The sequence below is a fragment of the Methanosphaera sp. genome (assembly GCF_016282985.1).
Classification (GTDB): domain Archaea; phylum Methanobacteriota; class Methanobacteria; order Methanobacteriales; family Methanobacteriaceae; genus Methanosphaera.
The window spans coordinates 1-26475 of record NZ_JAEELZ010000003.1; the positions used below are offsets into that span (position 1 = coordinate 1).

The 26475-nt window shown below is 32.9% G+C and carries 20 protein-coding genes and 7 tRNA genes; 25 read left to right on the forward strand and 2 right to left on the reverse strand.

From position 1 onward, the window contains the following. The 3 genes from QZZ11_RS00205 to sucC form a co-directional block, all read left to right on the forward strand. Positions 1-417: thiamine pyrophosphate-dependent enzyme (locus tag QZZ11_RS00205; protein ID WP_292472416.1), on the forward strand; the 417-nt coding region annotated here is incomplete at its 5' end. A 3-nt stretch (positions 418-420) separates the two neighbouring features. After that, complete coding sequence (locus QZZ11_RS00210; RefSeq protein ID WP_292472419.1) at positions 421-978, forward strand: 2-oxoacid:ferredoxin oxidoreductase subunit gamma; 558 nt, start codon at positions 421-423, stop codon at positions 976-978. Between the two features lie 10 nt (positions 979-988). After that, positions 989-2095, forward strand: a complete 1107-nt coding sequence (gene sucC / locus QZZ11_RS00215; RefSeq protein ID WP_292472421.1) for an ADP-forming succinate--CoA ligase subunit beta — start codon at positions 989-991, stop codon at positions 2093-2095. Positions 2096-2188: 93 nt separating this feature from the next. Here the strand turns inward: sucC and QZZ11_RS00220 are convergent, their stop codons facing one another. Then, complete coding sequence (locus QZZ11_RS00220) at positions 2189-3055, reverse strand: DUF1002 domain-containing protein (protein WP_292472425.1); 867 nt, start codon at positions 3053-3055, stop codon at positions 2189-2191. A 34-nt stretch (positions 3056-3089) separates the two neighbouring features. Next, positions 3090-4037, reverse strand: coding sequence for a 4-demethylwyosine synthase TYW1 (gene twy1, locus QZZ11_RS00225; protein WP_292472427.1), 948 nt, complete (start codon positions 4035-4037; stop codon positions 3090-3092). Positions 4038-4158: 121 nt separating this feature from the next. Here twy1 and tpiA point away from each other — a divergent pair, with 121 nt between their 5' ends. The 22 genes from tpiA to QZZ11_RS00335 all read left to right on the forward strand — a co-directional run. Continuing rightward, complete coding sequence (tpiA, locus tag QZZ11_RS00230) at positions 4159-4830, forward strand: triose-phosphate isomerase (RefSeq protein ID WP_292472430.1); 672 nt, start codon at positions 4159-4161, stop codon at positions 4828-4830. A 24-nt stretch (positions 4831-4854) separates the two neighbouring features. After that, positions 4855-6084, forward strand: coding sequence for a phosphoglycerate kinase (locus tag QZZ11_RS00235; protein ID WP_292472433.1), 1230 nt, complete (start codon positions 4855-4857; stop codon positions 6082-6084). Between the two features lie 175 nt (positions 6085-6259). After that, a tRNA-Thr gene (locus QZZ11_RS00240) sits at positions 6260-6332 on the forward strand. A 19-nt stretch (positions 6333-6351) separates the two neighbouring features. Then, positions 6352-6426: transfer RNA gene (locus QZZ11_RS00245), tRNA-Pro, on the forward strand. Positions 6427-6430: 4 nt separating this feature from the next. Continuing rightward, positions 6431-6504: transfer RNA gene (locus QZZ11_RS00250), tRNA-Tyr, on the forward strand. 134 nt (positions 6505-6638) lie between these two features. After that, a tRNA-Asp gene (locus QZZ11_RS00255) sits at positions 6639-6710 on the forward strand. Between the two features lie 14 nt (positions 6711-6724). Then, positions 6725-6798 (forward strand) — tRNA-Lys (locus QZZ11_RS00260). Positions 6799-6868: 70 nt separating this feature from the next. Next, positions 6869-6942, forward strand: a tRNA-Lys gene (locus tag QZZ11_RS00265). 100 nt (positions 6943-7042) lie between these two features. After that, complete coding sequence (locus QZZ11_RS00270; RefSeq protein WP_292472436.1) at positions 7043-7276, forward strand: DNA-directed RNA polymerase subunit H; 234 nt, start codon at positions 7043-7045, stop codon at positions 7274-7276. Between the two features lie 831 nt (positions 7277-8107). Next, positions 8108-9619 carry a DNA-directed RNA polymerase subunit B'' gene (locus QZZ11_RS00275; protein WP_292472439.1) on the forward strand — a complete coding sequence of 504 codons (1512 nt, stop codon included), beginning with the start codon at positions 8108-8110 and terminating at the stop codon, positions 9617-9619. Between the two features lie 22 nt (positions 9620-9641). Further along, positions 9642-11453, forward strand: a complete 1812-nt coding sequence (rpoB, locus tag QZZ11_RS00280; RefSeq protein WP_292472440.1) for a DNA-directed RNA polymerase subunit B — start codon at positions 9642-9644, stop codon at positions 11451-11453. A 22-nt stretch (positions 11454-11475) separates the two neighbouring features. Further along, positions 11476-14097: a DNA-directed RNA polymerase subunit A' gene (locus QZZ11_RS00285; protein ID WP_292472442.1), complete on the forward strand. Its 2622-nt coding sequence runs from the start codon at positions 11476-11478 to the stop codon at positions 14095-14097. 13 nt (positions 14098-14110) lie between these two features. Beyond that, positions 14111-15280, forward strand: a complete 1170-nt coding sequence (rpoA2, locus tag QZZ11_RS00290) for a DNA-directed RNA polymerase subunit A'' (protein ID WP_292472444.1) — start codon at positions 14111-14113, stop codon at positions 15278-15280. Between the two features lie 10 nt (positions 15281-15290). After that, positions 15291-15587, forward strand: coding sequence for a 50S ribosomal protein L30e (locus tag QZZ11_RS00295; RefSeq protein ID WP_292472446.1), 297 nt, complete (start codon positions 15291-15293; stop codon positions 15585-15587). 9 nt (positions 15588-15596) lie between these two features. After that, positions 15597-16028, forward strand: a complete 432-nt coding sequence (locus QZZ11_RS00300; protein ID WP_292472448.1) for a NusA-like transcription termination signal-binding factor — start codon at positions 15597-15599, stop codon at positions 16026-16028. Positions 16029-16263: 235 nt separating this feature from the next. Further along, positions 16264-16689, forward strand: a complete 426-nt coding sequence (locus QZZ11_RS00305; protein ID WP_112124757.1) for a 30S ribosomal protein S12 — start codon at positions 16264-16266, stop codon at positions 16687-16689. A 29-nt stretch (positions 16690-16718) separates the two neighbouring features. Next, on the forward strand, positions 16719-17282 hold the full coding sequence (locus QZZ11_RS00310; protein WP_292472453.1) for a 30S ribosomal protein S7: 564 nt from the start codon (positions 16719-16721) through the stop codon (positions 17280-17282). A 106-nt stretch (positions 17283-17388) separates the two neighbouring features. Further along, on the forward strand, positions 17389-19581 hold the full coding sequence (locus QZZ11_RS00315) for an elongation factor EF-2 (RefSeq protein ID WP_292472455.1): 2193 nt from the start codon (positions 17389-17391) through the stop codon (positions 19579-19581). A gap of 376 nt (positions 19582-19957) precedes the next feature. After that, positions 19958-21199, forward strand: a complete 1242-nt coding sequence (gene tuf, locus QZZ11_RS00320) for a translation elongation factor EF-1 subunit alpha (RefSeq protein WP_292472457.1) — start codon at positions 19958-19960, stop codon at positions 21197-21199. A 146-nt stretch (positions 21200-21345) separates the two neighbouring features. After that, the gene (gene rpsJ, locus QZZ11_RS00325) at positions 21346-21654 is read left to right on the forward strand and encodes a 30S ribosomal protein S10 (protein WP_292472459.1); all 309 of its coding nucleotides are present in this window, start codon (positions 21346-21348) and stop codon (positions 21652-21654) included. Between the two features lie 78 nt (positions 21655-21732). Beyond that, positions 21733-21816, forward strand: a tRNA-Ser gene (locus tag QZZ11_RS00330). Between the two features lie 786 nt (positions 21817-22602). Next, on the forward strand, positions 22603-26475 hold a 3873-nt coding region (locus QZZ11_RS00335; protein ID WP_292472461.1), incomplete at its 3' end, for an Ig-like domain-containing protein.

Genomic DNA, 26475 nt, shown 5'->3' on the forward strand with positions numbered 1-26475 from the left:
CCATATGGTTCAACAGACAAACCTTTTAACATCTCGGAAGTAGCAAAAGCTGCAGGTGCAACATATGTAGCAAAATACACTACAGCTCAACCGGTACAAGTATCAAATGCTATTAAAGAAGGTTTAGAAAACAAAGGATTCTCCTTTATAGAAGTGGTAGCTCAATGTCCAACATATTATGGAAGAAAAAACAAAATAAGAAGTCCGGTAGAAATGATAAACTGGTTAAAAGATAACACAATTACCATAGAACAGTCAAAAGACATGAGTGAAGAAGAATTAGAAGGAAAAATCATCACAGGTGTATATATTAACAAACCAAGAAAAGAGTTTGTAGAAGCAATAGAAGAAATATCAGCACAACACTCTGATGTAGATCCAGATACAAATATAAACCGAGCATACAGGAGTGAATAATCTATGAGAACAGATATAAGAATAGCAGGTTTTGGTGGACAGGGAGTATTAATGTGTGGTATTGTTATTGCTAAAGCTGCATCATTATTTGATAAAAATTATGCTGTACAAACACAATCTTATGGGCCAGAAGCTAGGGGAGGAGCTAGTAGAACAGAAGTAGTGGTAAGTGATGAGGAAATAGATTATCCGAAAGTAGATAGCCCACAAATATTTGTAGCTATGAGTCATGAAGCACTACTTAAATACATTGATGACATTCAAGAAGAAGCAATACTTCTCATAGATCCTGACTTAGTTTACCAGGATGAAATTAAAGACATAATTGAAAATAAAAAATTACAGGTATATACTTCCAAGGCAACAGAAACTGCTGAACAAGTACTGGGAAAGAAAATTGTAGCAAATATAGTAATGTTGGGTTCCTTTGTAGAATCAACAGGAATAATATCTCAGGAAGCAGCTAAACAATCTATACTTGATAGTGTACCTGCAGGAACAGAAGAATTAAATATGAATGCATTTGAAGAAGGAAGAAAAATAGTAACAAAAATCAATTAAGGTGCATACCATGAATATACATGAATACGTAGCAAAATCAATTTTTGAAAAAGGTAACATAAGAATACCAAGAAGTTACATGGCTTACTCACCAGAAGAAGCAAAAATAAAAGCAGAAATGATAGCTAAACCAGTGGCAGTAAAATCACAGGTACTTTCTGGAGGACGTGGAAAAGCTGGAGGAATTCTCTTTGCAGACACACCAAAAGAAGCAGAAGAAAGAACAAAAGAACTATTCCAAAAAGAAATTAAAGGAGAATTAGTATCTAAAGTATTAATTGAAGAAAAAGTTGAAGGAATACTTGATGAATACTTTGTATCAATAATTCTCGATCGTAATGCTAAAAAACCATTAATAATGGCAAGTATGTCTGGTGGAATGGACATAGAACAAGTTGCAAAAGAAACACCAGAAAAAATAGTAAAACAATACATTGAACCATTAGAAGAATTCATGCCATATCAAGCAAGAAACATAGCATTAAAAATGGGAGTGGATACAAGTGAAGTGTCAGCTGTAGGAACATTTATCTGGAGATTATACCAAGTATTCCAAGAATATGATGCAACCGTAGCTGAAATAAATCCATTAATGAAAACAGAAAGTGGTTTCATAGCTGCAGATGCAAAAATGGCTATAGATGATGATGCACTTTTCAGACACACAAAAATCAAAGAATTTGATGACTTCAAAGATGAAGAATTTGCATATGTAAAACTAGACGGAAACATTGCAGTAATAGGAAATGGTGCAGGATTAACACTTACCGGTATGGATTTAATAGAATATTATGGTGAAAAACCAGCTACATTCTTAGATGTGGGTGGAGGAGCATCAGAAGAAAACATTACCAAAGCAATTAACCTAGTACTTAAAAATCCTAATGTAAAAGTAATCTTCCTCAACGTACTTGGTGGAATAACCAGAGCAGATGATGTTGCAAATGCAGTAGTTAACGTTTCCAAAGAAGCAGAACACAAAGTTCCTATAGTAATCAGACTTACAGGAACAAATGAAGAAGAAGGACAAAGAATACTCACAGAAAATAATATTCCATTCGAAACATCAATGGAAAAAGCTGCACAAAAAGCAGTATCTATTATGCAAGAGTTATAATAATTACTTCTTCCACCAACTTTTTTTATAATAATATACTTAATAACAAATTTTTAAAAGAAAAAAAAGAGAGTTCTAAATTAATAGAACTATTTAATTACCTGAAGAACTACCACCATGAAGAATGGAATTAATAAAATTCATTATCATATCCACAATGGATTGTCCTTCATCAGAATTTACAAATTCTACTATTTGATCTTGATATTCAACTGCTTTGTCTTTAACAGCTTGAGTTTGTTGAACACTATTAACAATATTGTCAATATCACTATCAGAAATATTAATGTTATAATTATTCACAACATTATTTACAATATTAATGATGGTTTCCCTATCAGTTGTATTCTGACTAGCAACTTGTTCTTTAACTTCTGTCATAATTTTAGCGACATCATCAGCACTGGCGCCAGTGTTTTCAACAATTTCAGTTTCAGTATAGATTTCTGTATTGGCGGCATCTTTAACTTCTTTAGGAATTTCTTTACCAGTACTTTCCTCATAAGATTTCATTACACCAGCTAATGCACTTTCACCAGTTGCAACAACAGGGCTGGTAATTTTCACATAACCTTTACTAATACCGGCAGAGTCCAGAGCAGATTTATACATGCTAGGAGTAACGGTCGTAATCTTAGATGAATCCACGTCAATCCTAATATTGTTGCTGCTACTTAAATCTACCATAGCACATGAATAAATTTGATTTGAATTATAATTCTTGTTACTGATACCGGATGAAATCTTATTCACATCGCTAGCTGTAATAACAGTTTCTTTAGCATTGTTGACATTAAAATAATTGTCAACAAGACTTTTGTAGTTCGCATTGTTATAAGTTGTTTCACCATATGTCACAACAATACTTGATTCATCATTCTGACTGGATGAAACAACAGGCACAAAAATTACAATAGCAATAATTAAAAGAATTATTGCACCTATAGTTTTTCTACTCATATATAATGTTCACCTCTACATATAATTAGAAGTTCTAATTATTATACTTTACTGGTTTTTTATCACCCAACAACAATACCCTACTTTTCTCGACTTCATCAATAACTTCCAAACCAGCATGCTGAGCAACACTTTTTGCAAACTCCTGGATATCCACAGTTTTAGGCATATTCTCCCACTCAAGTCTGTTACGTGAATCACCAACAAACATATATGCCTTGATTTCCACATAATCAATATCACATTTTGAAGTGATTTTCGCATACTCTTCTGGATTGTTCATATTCAAATCCTTAACGCTGGTAATACGTAAAACTTTACGAGTATCCAATGTGGATAATAATTCAAGACTTTCATTAAGTTTTTCCCAACCATCATTTACTTGTGGAAGACAAACACGTTTATATGTCTCTTTATTGGGTGCATCCAATGAAACATAAAGTTGGGTAGGTTCTTCCTCTTCAAGTGCTGCAATTTTTTCAGGATTTTCACCATTACTGACTAAAAAAGTAGTGAAATCCTTCCTCTTAAATTCATGGATTAACTGGTTAATCTCAGGATAAAGCAAAGGTTCGCCAGCAAGACTCATTGCAGCATTATTTGGCATTACACATTCTTCCAATTTCTTTGGATTGGCATTGTCATTACCAAAATAACCACATAACAGCTGTTTCTGGTTGGCTATACAATCCTCAATAATTGTTTTTGGATCATCATAATCATCACTGTCCCATGAAGTCTTGGTTATATCAGTATCCCTCCAACAAAATAAACATTTGTGTTGACAATAGGGGATAGCTGGAGACATCTGAAGACATCTATGGCTTTTAATACCATAAAACTGTTCTTTATAACAAACTCCATCATCAACGATACTTTTACGTGTCCAATGACAGATCTTATTAGCAGCATGAGCAAAGTTGCCTGCAAATCTATATCCTTTCTTTTCTAAATTTTTACGTTGTTCATCTGAAATTATCATACTAAATATTATATATGTAAATACTCGTTAAAAAGATACTACTAAAAAATAAAAACAAAATTTACTATAATGATTATCAAGATAAATATATATTAATAAAATATTTTAGTAGGTAAAAATTATGAGTAAAACACCAATAATAATACTTAACTATAAAACTTATGTAGAATCCACTGGAAAAAATGCAGTACAATTATCAAAATATGTGCAAGAAGCTAGTGAAGAATCAGGAATAAATATGGCAATAGCACCACAAGCCGTAGATTTATACCCAATAATCAATGAAGTGGATATACCAGTATATTCACAACATATGGATGCTATAACTCCTGGAGGACACACAGGTTCAACATTACCTGAAGCAATAAAAGAAACAGGAGTTACTGGAACTTTAATTAACCATTCAGAACAAAGATTGACAATTGCAGACATAGATGCAGTAGTTGAAAAAACAAAAGATTTGGAATTAACAAGCGTACTCTGTACAAACAATGTAAAAACAAGTGCTGCTGCAGCATCATTCAATCCGGATTATATAGCTATAGAACCACCGGAATTGATTGGAACAGGAATACCTGTATCCCAGGCAAATCCTGAAATAGTAGAAAATACAGTAAACGAAATACACAAAATCAACAAAGAAATTAATGTACTGTGTGGTGCCGGAATATCAACTGGAGAAGATATGAAAGCAGCATTAGAATTAGGTTCACAAGGTGTACTCTTAGCCTCAGGAATAATAAAAGCTGATGATCAAAAACAAGCATTATTAGATTTGGTAAGTTTAATATAATAAAATCTAGAAGGTGTATTTAATATGAAATATAATTTTGACACAATGGATGACTTCGATTTTGAAGGAAAAACAGTGTTACTAAGAGTTGATGTAAACTCTCCAGTAGATCCATTAAGTGGGGAATTGTTAGATGATACAAGAATGGTATTGCATTCTACAACCATTTCTGAACTGTCAGAAAGAGGAGCTAAAGTAGTAATTCTAGCTCACCAGAGTAGACCTGGAAAATCAGATTTCACAACATTAAAACAGCACGCACATGCGATATCCAACATTATAGGTAAGGAAGTACAATATGTTGATTCAATATTCTCAAGTGCAGCATTAAATGTTATTTCAAATATGGTTAATGGAGAAATTGTATTATTGGAAAATTTAAGATTCTTCTCAGAAGAAATGCCAAAATTATCAGCAGAAGAACAAGCAAATTCCATAATGGTGCAGAGATTATACCCATTGGCAGACTATTTTGTTAACGATGCATTTGCAACAGCACATAGATCACAGACAAGTATTATAGGATTTTCACAAGTATTGCCATCAATTGCTGGAAGAGTAATGGAATTAGAATTAAATTCCTTGTTCGGAATATTGGACAATGCACAAGAACCAAGAGTATATGTATTGGGTGGTATTAAAGCAGATGATTCAATTAATGTGATGGCAAATGCTCTTAAATCAAACCAGGCGGACTATGTATTAACAACCGGATTGGTGGCAAACATATTCCTTGTAGCCAAAGGTTACAATTTACAAGAATATAACTTAAACTTCATTAAAGACAGAGGATATGAGAATTTCATAGATGTTGCCAAAGAACTGCTTGAACAATATGATGATAAAATATTATTGCCTGTGGATTTAGCAATTTTGGAAGATGACAGTAGAGTAGAATATCCTTCAGATAAAATTCCAAATTTACCGATTTATGATATAGGCTCAAAAACAATTGAGATGTACAAAGAAAAAATATTAGCAGCAAAAACATTATTCGCAAATGGTCCTGCAGGGGTATTTGAAAAAGAAGGTTTTAATTTAGGAACTGAAGATTTATTGAATGCTATTGCCGAATCCAATGGTTTTTCAATTATTGGTGGTGGTCACCTAGCAGCTGCAGCTAGTACTATGGATTTAGATGATGATATAACTCATATTAGTAGTGGTGGTGGAGCAAGTATAAATCTAATTGCTGGTGAAGAATTACCTGCTGTAAAAGCTTTAATTGAATCTGCTAAAAGAAATAACTATTAGATAATTTTTAAAAAATTATTGGGATAAGAAATAAGTTTTATTTGTATTATTTTCCCTTTATATTTTATTTTTAATTTATGAAAATATATACCCAAACCTTTATATATTATGAAGTAATTAAATAATAAATGACTTCTAACTAATTATGTTCGAATTAGTTGGGACAATAACGGGTGCCTCAGTAGCTCAGTCGGTGGAGCGCTTGACTTGTAATCAAGCGGTCGGGGGTTCAATTCCCTCCTGAGGCTCTGATTTTATTTATGCATTGGGTCCGTAGGGTAGCTTGGTCGATCCTTTGGGCTTTGGGAGCCTGAGACTCCGGTTCAAATCCGGGCGGACCCACTTACCCGTCTTAGCTCAATTTGGCAGAGCATCGGACTGTAGATCCGAATGTTGCTGGTTCAAGTCCGGCAGACGGGATAAACCTTTTTTATAAATAATACTAATAGTTGTAATAATGTTGTTTATCTGTAAGGGTAAACTTTATATACTATGAAATATAAACTATTTAATAGTGCTTTGTTATAAAGACAAAGTGAAAAATGTTTTTAAATGCCGTGGTAGTGTAGAGGCTATCATGCAGGCCTGTCGAGCCTGCGACTCGGGTTCAAATCCCGGCCACGGCGTTCAATTTTTATAGGGGCTCGTAGCTCAGTCTGGGAGAGCGCCTGGCTTTTAACCAGGCGGTCGCGGGTTCAACTCCCGTCGGGCCCGCTTATTACTATTTATGTTATATTTTTATTTAGAATTATTACAATATATTGATAATTAATTTTTTGCATTGGGGCTCGTAGCTCAGTCTGGGAGAGCGCCTGGCTTTTAACCAGGCGGTCGCGGGTTCAACTCCCGTCGGGCCCGTTTATCTTATTTTATGATTATTATTTTTTCATGTGATATCAAATTTATAAATTAAGAATCATAAATAATATAATTAGTTATTTTCATTGGAGGATATAATTTGAAAATAGATATTTTACAACATAATTTAGTTCCAGAACACGTCATTTTATCTGATGAAGAAGCTGAAAAAGTTCTATTAGAAAATGACTTTGAAGCAGATGAAATTCCTAAAATATTACCTACTGATCCTGTTATTAAAGCTATTGGAGCAAAAGAAGGTGATCTTATTCAGATTACTGGAAAAAGTGAAACAGCAGGTATTTTTACTAAATATAGAATTGTTAGAAAATAATTTTATGTTTACTATTTTTTCTAAAATTTTTTTATTTTAATGTGGAGTATTTAAAAGAAACCTCTAGTATATAAACCTATAGGTTTTTATTAGATTAAGTACATACATATTGTATACGTATTAATTTATAGAATTAAATTATAAATCATGTTTCTTTCATTCATTTTTAAATTCAATAAATATGCTTATTGGATTGGATGAAATATTTTGTTCTAAAATTAATTATGGTTGAAATAATTGTTTTAAAGTTTTATATTCTATTTAAATGAATATACGCTTTGAAAATATGAAATGATATTTGATATATGATAAATTTGTAAAAATGTCTGATAATGCTGTAAATGATTATCATTAATTTTTTTCATTAAAATAATTTTTTTAACGGTTATTTTGCTGAATAAATATTTATATGCTTATTGGATAAGTGATGGATTGTTTATAAATTTAGGATTTTATTAAATTCATGTATAATAATTAATTGATGGTATTGGCTATGTTTTTTCCTATGAGAGGACTCTCTGTTTCAACATGTAGTCTTGCTGTAAAATTAATTAAATTATGCTAATTTTTTCCTTTTTTTATTAATCTATCAGTTACCAATTAGTTTGTGGATATGATACAGTATTGTTTAACTTTTTGATTGTTTTATTACCATCACTTAGAAATAATCAAAGGTTGGATTACTTTTTCAAATTATTATTAATCATTTAACATTAAGCAATCCCTTTTGGGAGTATAGTAGTTGACTAAAACTTGGAAAAGAATTATTTGTAATACATAATAGTGTGTAGTATTATAAAGAAAATTTCTTTTCAAATGGGAGATGGATATATGACAAAAAACGCATGGTCATTGGTTGATTCATTTTTTGATGAATATGATATTGTAGATCACCATATCCGTTCATATAATGATTTTTTAGATAATAAGATTCAGGAAATTGTAGACATTACTGAACCTATTACATTAGATCATGGTGAATATACTATTAAAACTGGTGATGTTGAAATAGTCAAACCTTTCATCAAAGAGGCTGATGGATCAAAAAGTATCATTGAACCTGCAGAAGCAAGATTAAGAAATCTTAATTATTCTGCTCATATGTATCTTGACATGGCTCTTGTAAAAGGGGATAGTGAAGATTATGAAATGGAAAAAGTTTATATAGGTGAGTTACCTGTCATGCTTAAATCAAAAGCATGTCACCTTCATGGACTTAATGATGAAGAATTAGAAAAAATGGGTGAAGATCCACAAGACCCTGGAGGATACTTCATTGTCAACGGTTCAGAAAGAGCTATTGTAACAATGGAAGAAATTGCTCCAAACAAAATTATATTGGAACAAAGTGAAAAAGATAAAGCTGATCGTAGAGCTAGAGCTGTAGTCACTTCAATAAAAAGTGGATTCCGTGCAAGAATTACTTTAGAATACAGAAAACCTCATAAAAAAGGTGTATTTTTAAGAATTTCATTCCCTTATGTTCCTGGAGAAATACCTCTTGTTATTTTATTAAGGGCATTAGGATTTGAAAAAGATGTAGATCTTGTTAACAGTGTTTCTGAAGATATCAACACTCAATTCTTATTAATTGACGATATCCAAACAACTGGTATTAACACAAAATATGATGCTGTTAAATACATAGGTAACAGAGTAGCTAAAGGTATGACTGAAGAATACAGAATAAAACGTGCAGAAGATGTAATTGACAGATATCTTTTACCTCACGTTGGGGTAGATCCTGAAGATCGTATCGATAAGGCAGTTTATTTGGCTGAAATGACAGAAATGCTTTTACAAGTTATCAACGGTGAACGTGAACCTCACGATAAGGACCACTATGCTAATAAAAGATTAAGAGTTTCTGGAGATCTTATGGAAGACTTATTCAGAGTTGCTTTCACAAGTCTCACAAGGGATATGACTTATCAATTAGAACGTAGTTTGTCTCGTGGAAAAGAACCTTCAGTTAAACAGGCAGTAAGGTCTGATGTAATAACTGAAAATATTAAACACGCAATTGCAACAGGTAATTGGGTTGGTGGAAGAGCTGGTGTAAGTCAGTTATTAGACAGAACCAGTTACATGGGTACTTTATCACACCTTAAACGTGTTGTTTCACCATTATCAAGAAGTCAACCTCACTTTGAAGCAAGAGATTTACATCCTACCCAGTTTGGTAAGATATGTCCTAACGAAACTCCGGAAGGACCAAACTGTGGATTGGTAAAAAATCTAGCTATCGTTACAAAAATATCTGAAGGATATCCGTTAAAAGATATTGAAAAAGATATTAGGGCTTTAGAACACATAACACCATTAGATCATAATTTAGAATAGGTAATTACGTGGGAGAATTATAATGGTAACAGTTAAAATATATATAAATGGTAAATTAATTGGAACTACTGATGAACCAGAAGCATTTTTAGAAGAAGTTAAAGCTAAAAGACGATCTAATGAGTTAACCCATGAATTAAACATTACTTTCTATGAAGAAAATAATGAAATATTCATATTCACAGATCCGGGTAGAGCAAGAAGACCAGTAGTTATTGTTGAAAACGGTCAATCCATGTTGACTGATGAAATTATCGATCAAGTTGCTGAAGGTAAAATGAAATGGTTCGACCTCATTCATGAAGGTATAATTGAATATATTGATGCTGAAGAGGAAGAAAATGCATACATTGCAATGTTTGAAGAAGATTTAACACCAGAACATACTCATTTGGAAATTGATCCTTCAACAATGTTAGGTATCTGTGCCGGAATTATTCCTTATGCAAATCATAACTCTTCTCCAAGGAATACAATGGAAGCAGGTATGACAAAGCAGGCATTAGGGCTTTATGTATCAAATTATAACTTAAGAACCGATACAAGAGCACATCTTTTACACCAGCCACAGATGCCTATAGTTAAAACCAAAAGTATGGTTTCAACTGAATATGATAAAAGACCTTCCGGTCAAAACTTCGTTGTAGCAATTTTATCTTACCAAGGATGTAACATGGAAGATGCTCTTGTTATGAACAAAGCAGCATTGGAAAGAGGATTAGGTAGATCTTCATTTTTCAGATCTTATGAAGCATCTGAAAGAAGATATCCTGGTGGACAGGAAGACCATTTCGAATATCCTGAAAACATGGTAAGAGGATACAGATCTGAAGAAGTTTACAAAAATTTAGATGAAGATGGATTAATCAATCCTGAAGTTACAGTTACTAGTGGAGACGTACTTATAGGTAAAACATCACCTCCAAGATTCCTTGAAGATGTTGACGAATTCGGTACAGTAGCTGAAAGAAGACGTGAAACTAGTGTAACCGTAAGACACGGTGAACATGGTATAGTAGACAAAGTAATGTTAACAGAAACCATTGAAGGAAGTAAGTTAGCAAAAGTTAAAGTTCGAGACCACAGACAACCTGAATATGGTGATAAATTTGCATCACGTCACGGACAGAAAGGGGTACTTGGATTAATAGTACCACAAGAAAACATGCCTTTCAACGAAGAAGGTATGTGTCCTGATTTAATGATCAACCCTCACGCTATCCCATCAAGGATGTCCATTGGACAGATTATTGAGATGTTAGCAGGTAAAGCAGGTTGTATGGAAGGGGAACGTGTTGACGGTACTCCATTTACTGGTGTTCCTGAAGAAGAAATCAAACGTTTACTTAAAGAAAACGGTTTTGAAACTCACGGTCGTGAACAGTTATACAACGGTATCACCGGTGAAAGATTCAATGCTGAAATATTTGTTGGAGTGGCATATTACCAAAAATTACACCACATGACCTCAGACAAAGTTTACGCTAGAAGTAGAGGTCCGGTACAAGTTCTCACACGCCAACCTACAGAAGGTAGGGCAAGAGAAGGTGGTTTAAGATTTGGAGAAATGGAACGTGACTGTTTAATCGCACACGGTGCAGCTCTTGCTTTAAAAGAAAGATTACTTGATGAATCAGATAAATATGAAGCATTAATCTGTGGTGATTGTGGAAGATTAGCAGTAAGAGATAAAATACGTGATAGAACTTACTGTGCAATCTGTGGTGAAACTGAAACTTTCCCAATTGAAATTTCATACGCATTTAAATTATTATTAGATGAATTGAAATCTCTATGTATTTCACCAAACTTAGTATTAGAAGACAAAGCATAAATTACTCGAGGAGGATTAATAGTTGAAAGGTATAATAAAGAAAGTATCTGAAATAGATTTTGGTCTCATGTCACCAGAAACTATAAGAAAGATGTCCGTAACAAAAATTGTAACACCAGATACCTATGATGAAGACGGTTATCCAATAGAAGCTGGATTAATGGATCCTAGACTTGGAGTAATTGACCCTGGGCTTAAATGTAGAACTTGTGGTTCAAAAGGTGGAGATTGTCAAGGTCACTTTGGACACATAAATTTTGCACGTCCGGTTATACATGTAGGATTTGCTGATACTATTCATAAAATATTAAGATCTACCTGCCGTAAATGTGGTAGAGTATTACTTAATGAAACTGAAAAACTTGAATACCATGACAGACTTCAATCAAGAATTGATGCCGGTGAAGATATTTCAAGAATATTAAAACAAATTCATTTATCAGCTAAAAAGGAAAAATGTCCTTACTGTGAAGAAGAACAAGAAGAAATTAAAATAGACAAACCTATTTCTCTTGTTGAAGGAAATTACAAATTAACAGCCAGTGAAGTACGTGAAAGATTGGAAACAATACCTGAAGAAGATTATATTTATATAGGTATTAATCCTAAAGTTGCAAGACCAGAATGGATGGTATTAACAGTACTGCCTGTTCCACCTGTAACAGTAAGACCATCAATCACTCTTGAAACCGGTGAAAGATCAGAAGACGATTTAACACACAAACTTGTGGACATATTACGTATTAACCAAAGGTTAAAAGAAAACATGGAAGCAGGTGCACCTCAACTTATTGTTGAAGATTTATGGGAATTATTACAATATCACGTAACCACTTACTTTGACAATGAAGCTAGTGGAGTGCCACCGGCAAGACACAGGTCAGGAAGACCGTTAAAAACTTTAGCTCAACGTCTTAAAGGTAAAGAAGGTCGTTTCAGAAGTAACCTTGCAGGTAAACGTGTAAACTTCTCAGCACGTACAGTAATATCTCCGGACCCTACTTTAAGTATTAATGAAGTTGGTGTTCCTGAAATGATTGCTAAAGAAGTTACAGTTCCAATAGCAGTTACCGAATGGAACATTGATAAAATGAAAGAATACATTAATAATGGTCCTGATGTACACCCTGGAGCAAATTATATTATACGACCTGACGGACGTAAAATAAGGGTATATGATGAAACCAAGGAAACAGTTATCGAAAACTTAGAACCTGGTTACATTGTTGAAAGACACATTATTGATGGTGATATTGTATTATTCAATCGTCAACCTTCACTTCACCGTATGTCAATGATGGCTCACGAAGTAAGAGTATTACCTTACAAAACATTCAGATTAAACTTATGTGTATGTCCTCCATACAATGCGGATTTCGATGGAGACGAAATGAACATGCACGTATTCCAGACACCTGAAGCTCGTGCAGAAGCAAATGACATCATGAAAGTACAGGAACACATCCTTTCACCACGTTACGGTGGTCCTATCATTGGAGCTATACACGACCATATTACTGGTGCATACTTACTTACACACAAAGACACAGTCTTTGAAGAAGATAAAGCATTCCAAATAATCAAACGTTCTAAAATGGAATTACCGGAAGCAAAAGGAAGACCTTGGACTGGTAAAGAAATTTTCAGTTTATTATTACCTGACAAATTGAATTTGGTTTACAAAGCTGAAATCTGTCGTAAATGTGAAGAATGTAAACAAAGAGATTGTGAATACGATGCTTATGTAGTAATCAGTAACGGTGAATTATTACAGGGTGTAGTTGACGATAAAGGATACGGTTCCGGTAGTGGAAAAATCCTGGATGCAATCGTAAAGCAATTCAGTCCAAGTGATGCAAGATACTTCCTGGATCACGGAACAAAACTCGCAGTATTCGGTGGGGTAATGCAAAGAGGATTTACCACAGGTACTGCAGATGAGGAAATTCCTAAAGAAGCTGAAGACAGGATTGCCGAATTACTTGAAAGATCAGATCGTCGTGTGGAACAACTTATTGAAGCATATGAAAATAATGAGTTAGAAGCATTACCAGGACGTAGTTTACGTGAAACACTTGAGATGAAAATCATGCAAGTGCTTGGGGAAGCTAGGGATAACACAGGGGTTATTGCAGAACATTATTTCACAACAAATAACAGTGCAGTAATCATGGCATTAACCGGTGCTCGTGGTTCCATGCTTAACTTAACTCAGATTGCAACATGTGTAGGACAACAGGCTGTTCGTGGTGGACGTATTAACAGGGGTTACATAGACAGAACATTACCTCATTTCCATAAGGGGGATGTAGGTTCTAAAGCTAGTGGTTTTGTACACAGCAGTTATAAAAAAGGTCTTGACCCATTAGAATTCTTCTTCCACGCTATGGGTGGTCGTGAAGGATTGGTAGATACAGCTATTCGTACAGCACAAAGTGGTTACATGCAGAGACGTCTTGTAAATGCGTTACATGATTTAAGTGTGCATGAAGATGGAACTGTAAGGGATAATAAAGGTACCATCATCCAATTTAAATATGGTGAAGATGGAATTAACCCTGCAAAAAGTGATTACGGAGCAGTTGCTAATTTAGATCGTTTAATTGAAGAAATGAGACTTGAAGATTCTCGTGCTAGTAAATAAGTGGGGTATAAATATGGATGTAGAACAAGTTCAAACAGTTGTTAATGAAGTTGGAGCAGATTATTTCCCTATTAAACTAGTAGAGGAAATTGCAGAAGCTGGTGAACGTAATAATTTAACCGATGAAGAGCTTGAAAAATTAGTTCTTAAAGTTAAAGAAGCTTATGAACGTGAAGAAGTAGAACCTGGAGAATCAGTAGGAACTATTGCTGCACAGTCTGTTGGAGAACCTGGTACACAGATGACCATGCGTACTTTCCACTATGCAGGGGTAGTAGAATTAAACGTAACTTTAGGGCTTCCTCGTCTTATTGAGGTAGTAGATGCTCGTAAGAAAATATCCACCCCTACAATGGATATTTACTTCACTGACGAATTTAAAAATGATGAAGAATTCATCAGAAAAATGGGTAACAAAATAGGTAAAATTACCTTGAATGATGTTATCAAAAATTTCAATGTAAATTATATGGATAATGTAATTACCGCTGAGATTGACCAGGATATTCTTGATGAAAGAAGACTTGAAATTTCAGAAGTTACAGGTGAAATAGAAAAAACATTTAAACATGTAACAATAAATAATAATTTACTGAGTTTTGAAACCACATTTTCTAATGATGAAGAAAAAATTCAACAAGGTATTCGAGAATTAAGATTACTTGCTGATAAAATCAGAGATCTTCAGATAAGTGGTGTTAAAGGCATAGGTAAAGTTGTTATCCGTCATGAACAAAATGAATGGGTAATACATACCGAAGGTTCTAATATCGGAGCTATTCTCAAAATCCCTGGTGTAGATATTGTTAGAACTACAACCAACGATATTTTTGAGATTGAAAAAGTTCTTGGAATCGAAGCTGCTAGAAATGCTATTATTCATGAGTTATACACAACCATGGAAGAACAGGGGCTTAGTGTAGATATTAGACACATTATGCTAGTTGCTGATATGATGACTTCTGATGGTACTGTAAAATCCATTGGAAGACACGGTATTAGTGGTGAAAAATCAAGTGTTCTTGCTCGTGCAGCATTTGAGGAAACCGGTAAACACTTACTTAACGCCAGTATTCGTGGAGAAGTTGATCATCTCACAGGTATAATTGAGAATGTTATTGTTGGACAACCAATACCTCACGGAACGGGGTCTGTTGGTATCAATATGAAAAAAATAGATTAGGAGGCACTTAATGGATATAGAAAGAGGGATACGTGTAGCCGTAGACACTGGTAAGGTTATATTAGGATCCAAGAAATCAATCCAAGCAATTAAACTTGGAAATGGAGAATTAGTTGTAATGGCAGCAAACGCTCCTAAAAATTTAAAAGAGGATGTTGAAATTTATTCAAATTTATCCGAAATACCAGTACATATATTTGATGGTTCAAGTGTAGACTTAGGTTCTATCTGTGGTAAACCTTTCACAGTTTCAGTTCTAGTTGTACAGGAACCAGGAGACTCTAACATATTAGAGCTTAAGGAGTAAATAGATACTATGTCCGTCAAATTCACAATTAACGAAATCAGATATATAAGTTTGTTTGAAACAATAACAAACGCTACAGTCAAAGACTGCATTGTTGATGACGAACATAATAAGGTAACTTTTTTGGTAAAAAAAGGAGATATGGGATTAGCAATAGGAAAACGTGGAAGTACTATTGGTAAGATGCAAAAATCAGTCGATAAGAGTGTTGAAATAATTGAACATTCCGACGATCCCGGCGAATTTATAAAAAATTTATTATCTTCAGCCAAGATAAATTCAATAGAATTTTCTACTGATGCAAAGGGTAATAAAATCGCCACCTTGGATGTCGACTCAAAGGATAAACGTAATGCTATTGGAAAAAATGGTCATAATATTCAGCGAGCCAGACAATTTGCTAAAAGACAATTTGAAATTAGTAATATTATCATAAAATAACCATATTTATGATTAACATTTGGGATTAACAAAATAGTGATATTTTATCATCCTAAATTCTTTAAAAAACTCAGTTAATACTACAAACTATAATGATAAGTATGTGAATTATTTCACGTAAAATTAGTAATATTAAAGAGGTGCAGTAGGTCATATTATTCATCGTATGATATCTACATGTACTGATTAAAAAAACTTAGAATAGCTTAAATAAAAGTATAATGGAGGAATAAATTTGCCAGGATTATTCGCAGCAAAAAAATTAAAAGATAACAGACAAAACTTCCGATGGAAAGACACACAATACAAACGTAAAACCCTCGGATTAGATATTAAAGCAGATCCATTAGAAGGATCACCTCAAGCAAGAGGAATTGTAATTGAAAAAGTAGGTATTGAAGCAAAACAGCCTAACTCTGCAATCAGAAAATGTGTAAGAGTTCAATTAATTAAAAACGGTAAACAAATTACTGCATTTGCACCAGGTGACGGGGCAATCGGTTTTATTGATGAACACGACGAAGTAATGATTGAAGGAATCGGAGGACCATCAGGTAGGTCCATGGGTGATATTCCTGGAGTAAGATGGAAAGTTACAAAAGTAAACAACGTAGCTTTATCTGAAATGGTAAGTGGAAAAATCGAAAAACCAGTAAGGTAAGTAATTTATTTCAAAGGAGATTTAATTAAATGAGCTTCAAATTATTCGACAAATGGGATGTAACAGAAGTTACAGTAGAAGATATGGGATTACAAAACTACGTATGCTTAGATGAAATTGTTGTACCTCACACAATGGGTCGTCACGTAAAAAGACAATTCGCAAAATCTAAAGTATCAATCGTAGAAAGACTCATGAACAAAATTATGAGAACAGAAAGAAACAGTGGTAAAAAGAACAAAGCATACTCCATTGTAGAAGATGCTTTAGAAATAATCAACAAAAAAACCAATGAAAATCCTGTACAAGTTTTAGTAAAAGCTGTAGAAAACACAGCACCTAGAGAAGAAACCACACGTATCAAATACGGTGGTATAGGATACCAAATTGCTGTAGATATCGCACCACAAAGAAGAGTAGACCTTTCATTAGGATTCTTAACCCAAGGTGCAATGCAATCAGCATTCAAAAACACAAAATCAGCAGCACAATGTTTAGCTGATGAAATATTATTAGCAGCTGACGAAGATTCTAGAAGTTACGCTCTACAGAAAAAAGAAGAAAAAGAAAGAGTAGCAAGATCCGCACACTAGATTTTCTACAAAATCTTTCTTTAAACTTTTTAAATATTTCAAACATAAAAATTATAAATTAACTTTAATTAAAAAAAATATTATTATTAACATTTAGGTGATTTATTTGAGTCGTAGAGATCAAATGGTAAATAAAATCAAAGAATTAATGTATGAACCTGATTATATCAGAAACATTGGTATTGTAGCACACATCGACCACGGAAAAACAACATTATCAGATAACCTCTTAGCAGGTGCTGGAATGATTTCCGCTGAATTAGCAGGTGACCAAAGACTCTTAGATTTCGATGAACAGGAACAAGAAAGAGGAATTACAATTGATGCAGCAAACGTATCAATGGTACACACCTATGATGATGACGAATACCTTATCAACCTTATTGATACACCAGGACACGTTGACTTTGGTGGAGACGTAACACGTGCAATGAGAGCAGTAGATGGTGCTGTAGTAGTTGTATGTGCAGTAGAAGGTATTATGCCTCAAACAGAAACAGTACTCAGACAAGCATTAAAAGAAAATGTTAAACCAGTACTTTTCATTAACAAAGTAGACAGACTTATCAACGAATTAAAACTTGATGATACTGAATTACAAAACAGATTCATTAAAATCATTGCAGGTGTAAACAAACTTATCAAAAACATGGCACCAGAACAATTCAAAGATGATTGGCAAGTAAGAATCGAAGATGGTTCAGTAGCATTCGGTTCAGCATACCACAACTGGGGTATCAACGTACCTCACATGTTAAAAACAAACATAACCTTCAAAGATATCATCGCTTATTGTAATGAAGATAACCAAAAAGAATTAGCTCAAAAAATTAAAATTGAAGAAGTTATCTTAGGTATGGTAGTAGAACACTTACCAAGTCCAAAAGTTGCACAAGCATACAGAATTCCTAAAGTATGGTCTGGAGATATCGAAAGTGTAGAAGGACAAGGTATGATAAACACCGATTCAACCAGTCCATTAGCTGTAATGGTAACTGATGTAAGTATCGATAAACACGCAGGTGAAATCGCAACAGGTCGTGTATACGGTGGATCAATCGAAAAAGGTTCCGAAATATTCTTCGTAGGTTCAATGAGTAAAGCAAGAACCCAACAAGTAGGAGTATATATGGGTCCTGAAAGAATTAACACCGATGCAGTTCCAGCAGGAAACATCGTAGCAATTACAGGAGCAAGAGGAGCAGTAGCTGGGGAAACAATTACCGATGCTGACCACAACATTGCACCGTTCGAAAGTTTAGAACACATCTCTGAACCAGTAGTTACAGTTGCTGTAGAAGCTAAAAACACCAAAGATTTACCAAAACTTATCGAAGTATTAAGACAAGTTGGTAAAGAAGACCCTACCATCAGAGTAGAAATTAACGAAGAAACCGGTGAACACTTATTAGCTGGTATGGGTGAATTACACTTAGAAGTTATGATTTACAGAATCAATGATAAAGGTGTAGAAGTAGAAACTTCAGAACCTATTGTAGTATACAGAGAAACCATTGCCGGTAACTCAACTAACGTGGAAGGTAAATCTCCTAACAAACACAACAGATTCTACATTGATATGGAACCATTATCCGATGATTTAATGAAAGCTATCAATGAAGGAGAAATCAAAGAAGGAAGAGTTAAAGGTAAAGAAGAAGCTAAAGTATTCCAAGATGCTGGAATGGATAAAGATGATGCAAAACGTGTATGGGACGTATACAAAAACTGTATATTCGTAAACCAAACTCGTGGTATCCAATACTTAGCAGAAATCAAAGAATTATTACTTGAAGGTTTCGAATCAGCTTTAGAAAGTGGACCATTAGCAAACGAAAAAGCAATGGGAATCAGAGTAAACCTCATGGATGCAAAACTCCACGAAGATGCAGTACACAGAGGACCTGCACAGATATTACCTGCTATCAGAAAAGCAGTTTACGGAGCTATGATGTTAGCACAACCAACATTAATGGAACCTATGCAAAAAGTATTCATCAGCGTACCTCAAGATTACATGGGTGCAGCAACTCGTGAAGTACAAAACAGAAGAGGTCAAATTGTAGAAATGGGTCAAGAAGGAGACATGGCTACAATTGAATCCAAAGTACCAGTCGCAGAAATGTTCGGATTTGCAGGAGACATTCGTTCCGCTGCAGAAGGACGTTGTATCTGGTCAACAGAAAACTCTGGTTTCGAAAGAATCCCTAGAGAATTACAAAACCCAATTGTAAAAGAAATACGTGAAAGAAAAGGATTAAGTCCAGAACCATATGGACCAGATCATTACTTAGGATAAGTATACCTTTTTCGTATACTTCTTTTTTTTTAAAAATTAAAAACTTAAAGTATATAAAGGATGACCAATATATACTATAATTACTATAATACAATTAATTAGTACTAAATTTCAATTTGGAAATTTAGATTTGATGTAATTAAGGATTATAAGGAGAGATATATTAATTACAAGGGAATATAACTATTCCCTGTTATATTTCTTTGTAGTACTAGTTTGGTACAATATATTTCTTTATTACAATGTTAGAGGACGCACTCTAGATAAATATATCTAGCAATCGGCTTGCTAACGCTTATAAATCACACTATTAAAAGAATAGTACTTGATTTATAGATTATATTCAAATACATGTTTTATATATGGAGGAAATATAATGGCAAAAGATAAAACTCACATGAACTTAGCAGTAATTGGTCACGTAGACCACGGAAAATCAACATTAGTAGGACACCTTTTATTATTATCAGGTGCAATTGCAGAACAGCAATTAGATGAAGGAGAAGACAAATTCAGATTTGTTATGGACAAACTCGGAGAAGAAAGAGAAAGAGGGGTAACCATTGACCTCGCTCACGAAAAATTCGAAACCAAAAAATACGAATACACTGTAGTAGATTGTCCAGGTCACCGTGACTTCGTTAAAAACATGATTACAGGTGCTTCACAAGCAGACGCAGCTGTATTAGTTGTAGCAGCAAACGACGGTGTAATGCCACAAACAAAAGAACACATCTTTTTATCCAGAACATTAGGTATCAACCAAATCATCGTTGGTATTAACAAAATGGATTTAGTAGACTACTCCGAAGACAAATACAACGAACTCAAAGAAGAAGTAGGAAACTTAATCAAAACCATCGGATTCAACCCTAAAGATGTACCTTTCATCCCATTATCTGCATTCGAAGGGGACAACATTACTGAAAAATCAGCAAACACCCCATGGTACAAAGGTAACACTTTAATTGAAGAATTAGATTTATTCAATGAACCAGATAAACCAATCGACTTACCTTTAAGATTACCTATTCAAGATGTATACTCAATTACTGGTGTAGGTACAGTACCTGTAGGAAGAGTAGAAACTGGTATTTTAAAAACCGCAGAAACAATTGCATTTGAACCAGCAGGTGTAACTGGAGAAGTTAAATCTATCGAAATGCACCACGAAGTATTACCAACAGCAGAACCTGGTGACAACGTTGGATTCAACGTAAGAGGTGTAGGTAAAAACGATATCAAACGTGGAGACGTAGCAGGTACAACCCAAAACCCACCTAGTGTAGCAAAAGAATTCAAAGCACAAATTGTTGTATTACAACACCCTGGTGTTATCACAGTTGGTTACACTCCTGTATTCCACGCACACACATCACAAGTTGCATGTACTTTCTTATCCTTAGATGCAAAATTAGATCCAGCAACTGGTCAACCTAAAGAAGAAAACCCTGACTTCCTTAAAACAGGGGATGCAGCTTACGTAACAATCAAACCTACAAAACCTATGGTAATTGAAAAAATTAAAGAAATCCCTCACATGGGAAGATTCGCTATCCGTGATATGGGTCAAACCGTAGCAGCAGGTATGTGTATCGACATTACCGACGCAAAATAAGTAAATTAAATTTTACTTATTAATTTTTTTTCATCGACCCATATTAACTATTTTTATTGATATTATTCATATTGCATAAGACATGTGGTATTTGAATATATAGTTATTGTTTGGTCGATTTTAGATTATTTATAGGGAGATTTTTAATGAATAAAGCTAGAATCAAATTAACCGGTACCGACCCAGAAAAAATTGCTGATGTTTGTAATCAACTCAAAAAAATAGCAGAAAGAACTGGTGTCGACTTATCTGGTCCTATTCCTTTACCAACCAAAAAATTAGTTGTACCAACTAGAAAAAGTCCTGATGGTGAAGGTAAAGCAACATGGGAAAAATGGGAATTAAGAATTCATAAACGTCTTGTAGGTATCGAAGCTGATGAAAGAGCTATGAGACAAGTAATGAAAGTTAACGTTCCAGATAACGTAAGTATTGAAATAGAACTTAAAACATAATTTTGTTAGAAAACTATATATGTTATTACTACCATAGATAGTAATAGATTTATAGTATTTTATTTTTTTAAAACATATGCCGAGATAGCAAAGCCAGGTAATGCGCCGGACTTGAGATCCGGTGGGCAGTCGCCCGCATGGGTTCGAATCCCATTCTCGGCGCTATTTATTTTAAATATCTTATTTTTATTAATTATTTTAATAGATTTTTTTTTAACAGTTTTAACAATTTTTTTATACAATATAATTTTTTTTTTTATTATTGTAATTTTCTCTGCAATGATTTTTTTTCAGTAATATTTTTATTTTAATTGTTTTTTTATATTATAATTTTAAATAATGTATATTTTTTTTAATTTTTTTATTATTTTTTTAAACATTATGCATAACTTTATATACTTTGTTGTATAAAGTATAATTTGAACAAGATATTTTGTTCAAACCCGGGGTGAATGGGGGATTGCTTTGTAACTATTGTTACATAGAAGCATGTATATGCAATCACAAGGACTTGAGATTAGTACTAAGGGTTTATGCTCTTAGGAAACCTGCGGGATGTGGGGGTTAGCCTTTATATGAATTAATCATTATATGTTTTATATTTTGAATATTTGTATACTGGAAGTACTTAGTACAGTCCATAACATTTGGGTAGAATCTTCTTAGATTTTACCTTTTTTTAGAAATATTTGTTTCATAATATAATAATTGTTTTTCTTTTGTATTTTGAATGTATTTTGTTCTCATGTTCGGTTTTATTTTTTAATTATTGATAACTAATAATTAGCTTGTTTTTTCTATATTATTTGGTTTAAAATTTTTTTTGACTTAAAAATCATTTTTAATTATGGAAAAATTTATATCTTTTTGTTAGATATTTATATTTATAATAAATGATTTTTAATCATTTTTAAATTTTATATGAATAATTTAAGAGGTATTGGGTGAATGAATGAAAAAATAAAATTTATCTTTTTTTTATTGGTTTTATTTTTAACTATTCTTTCTGTTAATGCTGTAGAAGTAAATAACTCTGAAATTGAAGACACGGTTGTAGCAGATACTTTAATTGATAGTGGTGTTGACTATACTTCTGACGAACAGTTCCTAGTTGAGGATAAACCTATAGAAAAAAAGTATAATTATAAGGAAAACATTAAGGAAAGTTCTAATGAAACTCATAATAGAATAATTATTAACAGTACAACTTTTAATGATTACGTAACTGATGGTAAACTTAATGATAAAGTTAATCCGGGAGATGTATTGGATGTTCAGGGATTGCTTGACAGTAAATACTTTGATTTAACTGTTGATAAACCAGTGAATATTACATCAACTACTAATAATTCCTGGGGTGCATCCGATGGAATGAGATTCACCATAAATAAAAATGGTTCGGGAACAAACGTATCTAACATTAATTTCTTTCAAACCAAGATATGTGTAAAAAATACTACAGATGTAATTATTGATAATATAACTAATATTTGTAAAGATGTTTTTATTAATTCAATTAATAATGTTGAAGAAATTTCTAAAAATATTAAAATTTTAAATTCTTATTTCTATTGTGAAAATATCGATACTTGGAGTTGTAATTTTAAAGTTTCGGGTGTTGATGGTTTGTTGGTTGAAAATTGTACTTTTATTGAAGTGGGTTATTGTATGAATACAGTATATCTTCAAATTCAGTATAATATGGAGGATATTCATAAGGTCAATAATAATATTACTCTTAGAAATTGTGTCTTGGATGGATCAAATGCTGTTTCTCAGGCTGCTAGTTGTGGATTGGTAATGCAGGGAACTAATATAATTATAGAAAATAATACGATTAGACATAATTCTACGAATACTATTGCCGGTTCAAATTATCTTGTTATGGGTGTTTGGATAGATTTAAATTGGGGTACTGATAATGAGGGTGAGTTGGTGGCAGATACGGGACTTGTAAATTCATTAATTTTTAAAGATAATACTCTTGAAGGAGATTACATTGAAGGTGGGGAGGCAATTTTTTCTGCATTTTCCAATGCCACTATTTACAATAACACATTTATCAACACTACTGCTTATGTAGGTGATCAGCAAGTTTATAATAACACGTTTGAGAATGTGTTTTTTAATAAAAATACTACTGATTTTACAAATAATGTAGTAAAGGGTTGGATTAATGTTTCAAAAAATAGTAATAGGATTATTAATAATACTCTCCTTGGATTAACTAATATTACTGGAATAAATAACACATTACAGGATAATAAGATATTTGAATTAAATATTGATTCAGAGAGTAATCAGATTCAAGATAATAAAGAAGTCATATACATATATGATGACAATATTGCTGAATATGCTGATGTAACTGATTATCAAGCCAAATTATTTAGTAATATTGAAAATAATTCGGAAGTATTTGTAAATTTAAGGGATAATATTAAAGTTCTTAATATAACTCAGGTATTGGATAATGTTAATTTTACATTATTGAATCAAAATTTATATCATGTAATAATAAATAATGAATCTTCACAAATATCATTTATCAATTCATACTGTCCCAAAACATCAATTGAAATTTATAACAATCATAAAATATTAAACAGTACGTTTTTAGTTGATGTCTATGGGGATAATGGAACTGTTATTAATTCAACATTAATAAATGGAAATAATGTATATAATATTCTATCTTCCAATTCAAGTATAGATAAATTGGATTCCATAGAACAATACTTTGACAGTGAGGGTTATCTAACCGATATGGATGTTACTAATTTAATATTGAGGAACACACCTTCTATTTCACAAAATAATCAGTATAATAAGCAATTAATAATCAATAGGCCTATTAACATTACTAGTTGGGATAATGCATCATATAATGCCAATATTTCATTTGTAAAAGGTTCTGAAGGATCAAACATAACTAACTTACGGATTAATGGTTCATTATTAATATCTGCAGATAATATATCTGTGAAGAACAATAACATTACAAAAACTATCTATCTGAATGATGCAAAAAGCAATAATTTAATGGAGAATAATATTACGGGGGATATTCTTGGAGTATCACTAATGAATTCTTCAAATAATAAAATTTTCGCTAATAATATAAACACTACGAATAATTATACAATATATATTGATTTTTCTTCACAGAATAATGAAATAAATAAAAATATATTGATTTCAGATATTGATAAAAATATCTATTCCATTAAACAGGAAAATATGAGTAATGATATTTGGGATAATTATCCTAAGTTTAAAACAAACATCACAATAGATATAGCAAATACAACCGTTATAAATGACACGGATTCGGCAGTTGATTTGATATTATCTCCGGAAAAAGAGATGGTTCGTGGAGATATCGTAATATCTTTAAATGGTGAACCAAAAAAACAATTTTCAATAACTAATGAATCAAACATAACGGCCACTATTACATTTGATAGAATTATTGGAACATCTTATATACAGGTTCATTATTATCCTGAAGATTTATATGAAAATAGCACTGCTCAAAAAAAGGTCACGGTAAAGAAAATTAGAACTTATCTCACAGTAAGTAATGAAGAACAAAAACTATTTGAAAACTCTACCATAACTGCAAACGTATTTGATGAATTTGGAAATAAAGTACAGGAAGGAACTGTAATATTTACTATAAATGGTATTAATTTATCCTCGGAAGTTAATGATGGAATAGCTACAGTAAGTATAAATTCATTGGAAGAATACAAAGGAACAATTGTGCTGGCCAAATATTTAGAAACATCCAGTAGGACACAGGTAATTAACAAAACAGTTTTCAATACACTTAAAGGGGATAGTTTCATTTCATTAACACAAGCAACCAAGGATAACATGACAACAATCAATGCTACAGCAACTAATAAAATAGGACGAACAATTACATCAGGTTACGTGCAGTTTACTGGATCAAATATTTCAAAGCTCGTTAAAATTGAAAATGGACAGGCATCATTAATCATACCTTCGCCTAATCCGAATACAATAATTACGGCAACATTCAGAAATAATCCGAGCTATGAATCATCATCATCCAACATAACAGTTAACTCCAAACAACAGGTCATAGTATCTTATGAAACATTACCTGACGTGAATTTTGGTGATAATGTTACTGTGACGGGTAATTTCACTACTATGGAAGGTAAAATAATTTCCAATGCTAACGTTAAAGTTGTGGTTAACGGTGTAAAAAATTATGCCAAGACTGATAGAAATGGAGTTTATTCTTATACTTTCGTAGCTACTGTTTTAGGTGTTAATAATATTAGTGTTGGTTATAGCGGTAATGCTAAGTATGAGGCTTATGAGACAAATGCTACGTTTAATGTGGTTGGTAAGATGCCTGTTGTTGTGACTTATGAGCATATTGGTGATGTGAATTTTGGTGAAAACGTGACTATTACAGGCCAATTTATGACCACAACAGGAAAAGCAATTACAAACAGTAATGTAAAAATATTTATAAATGGCGTGAAATATCTGGCAAAAACAGACAGTACTGGAACCTATCTCCTGTCAGTACAAACAAACATGCCCGGAACAAATAATGTAACTCTTGGTTACAGTGGTAATGATAGGTATGAGGCTTATGAAACGGGTACTACGTTTAATGTGGTTGGTAATATGCCTGTTGTTGTGACTTATGAGCCTATTGGTGATGTGAATTTTGGTGATAATGTTACTGTGACGGGTAATTTCACTACCAGTGCAGGTAAGGCCATTACTAATGCTAATGTGAAAGTTGTGGTTAACGGTGTAAAAAATTATGCCAAG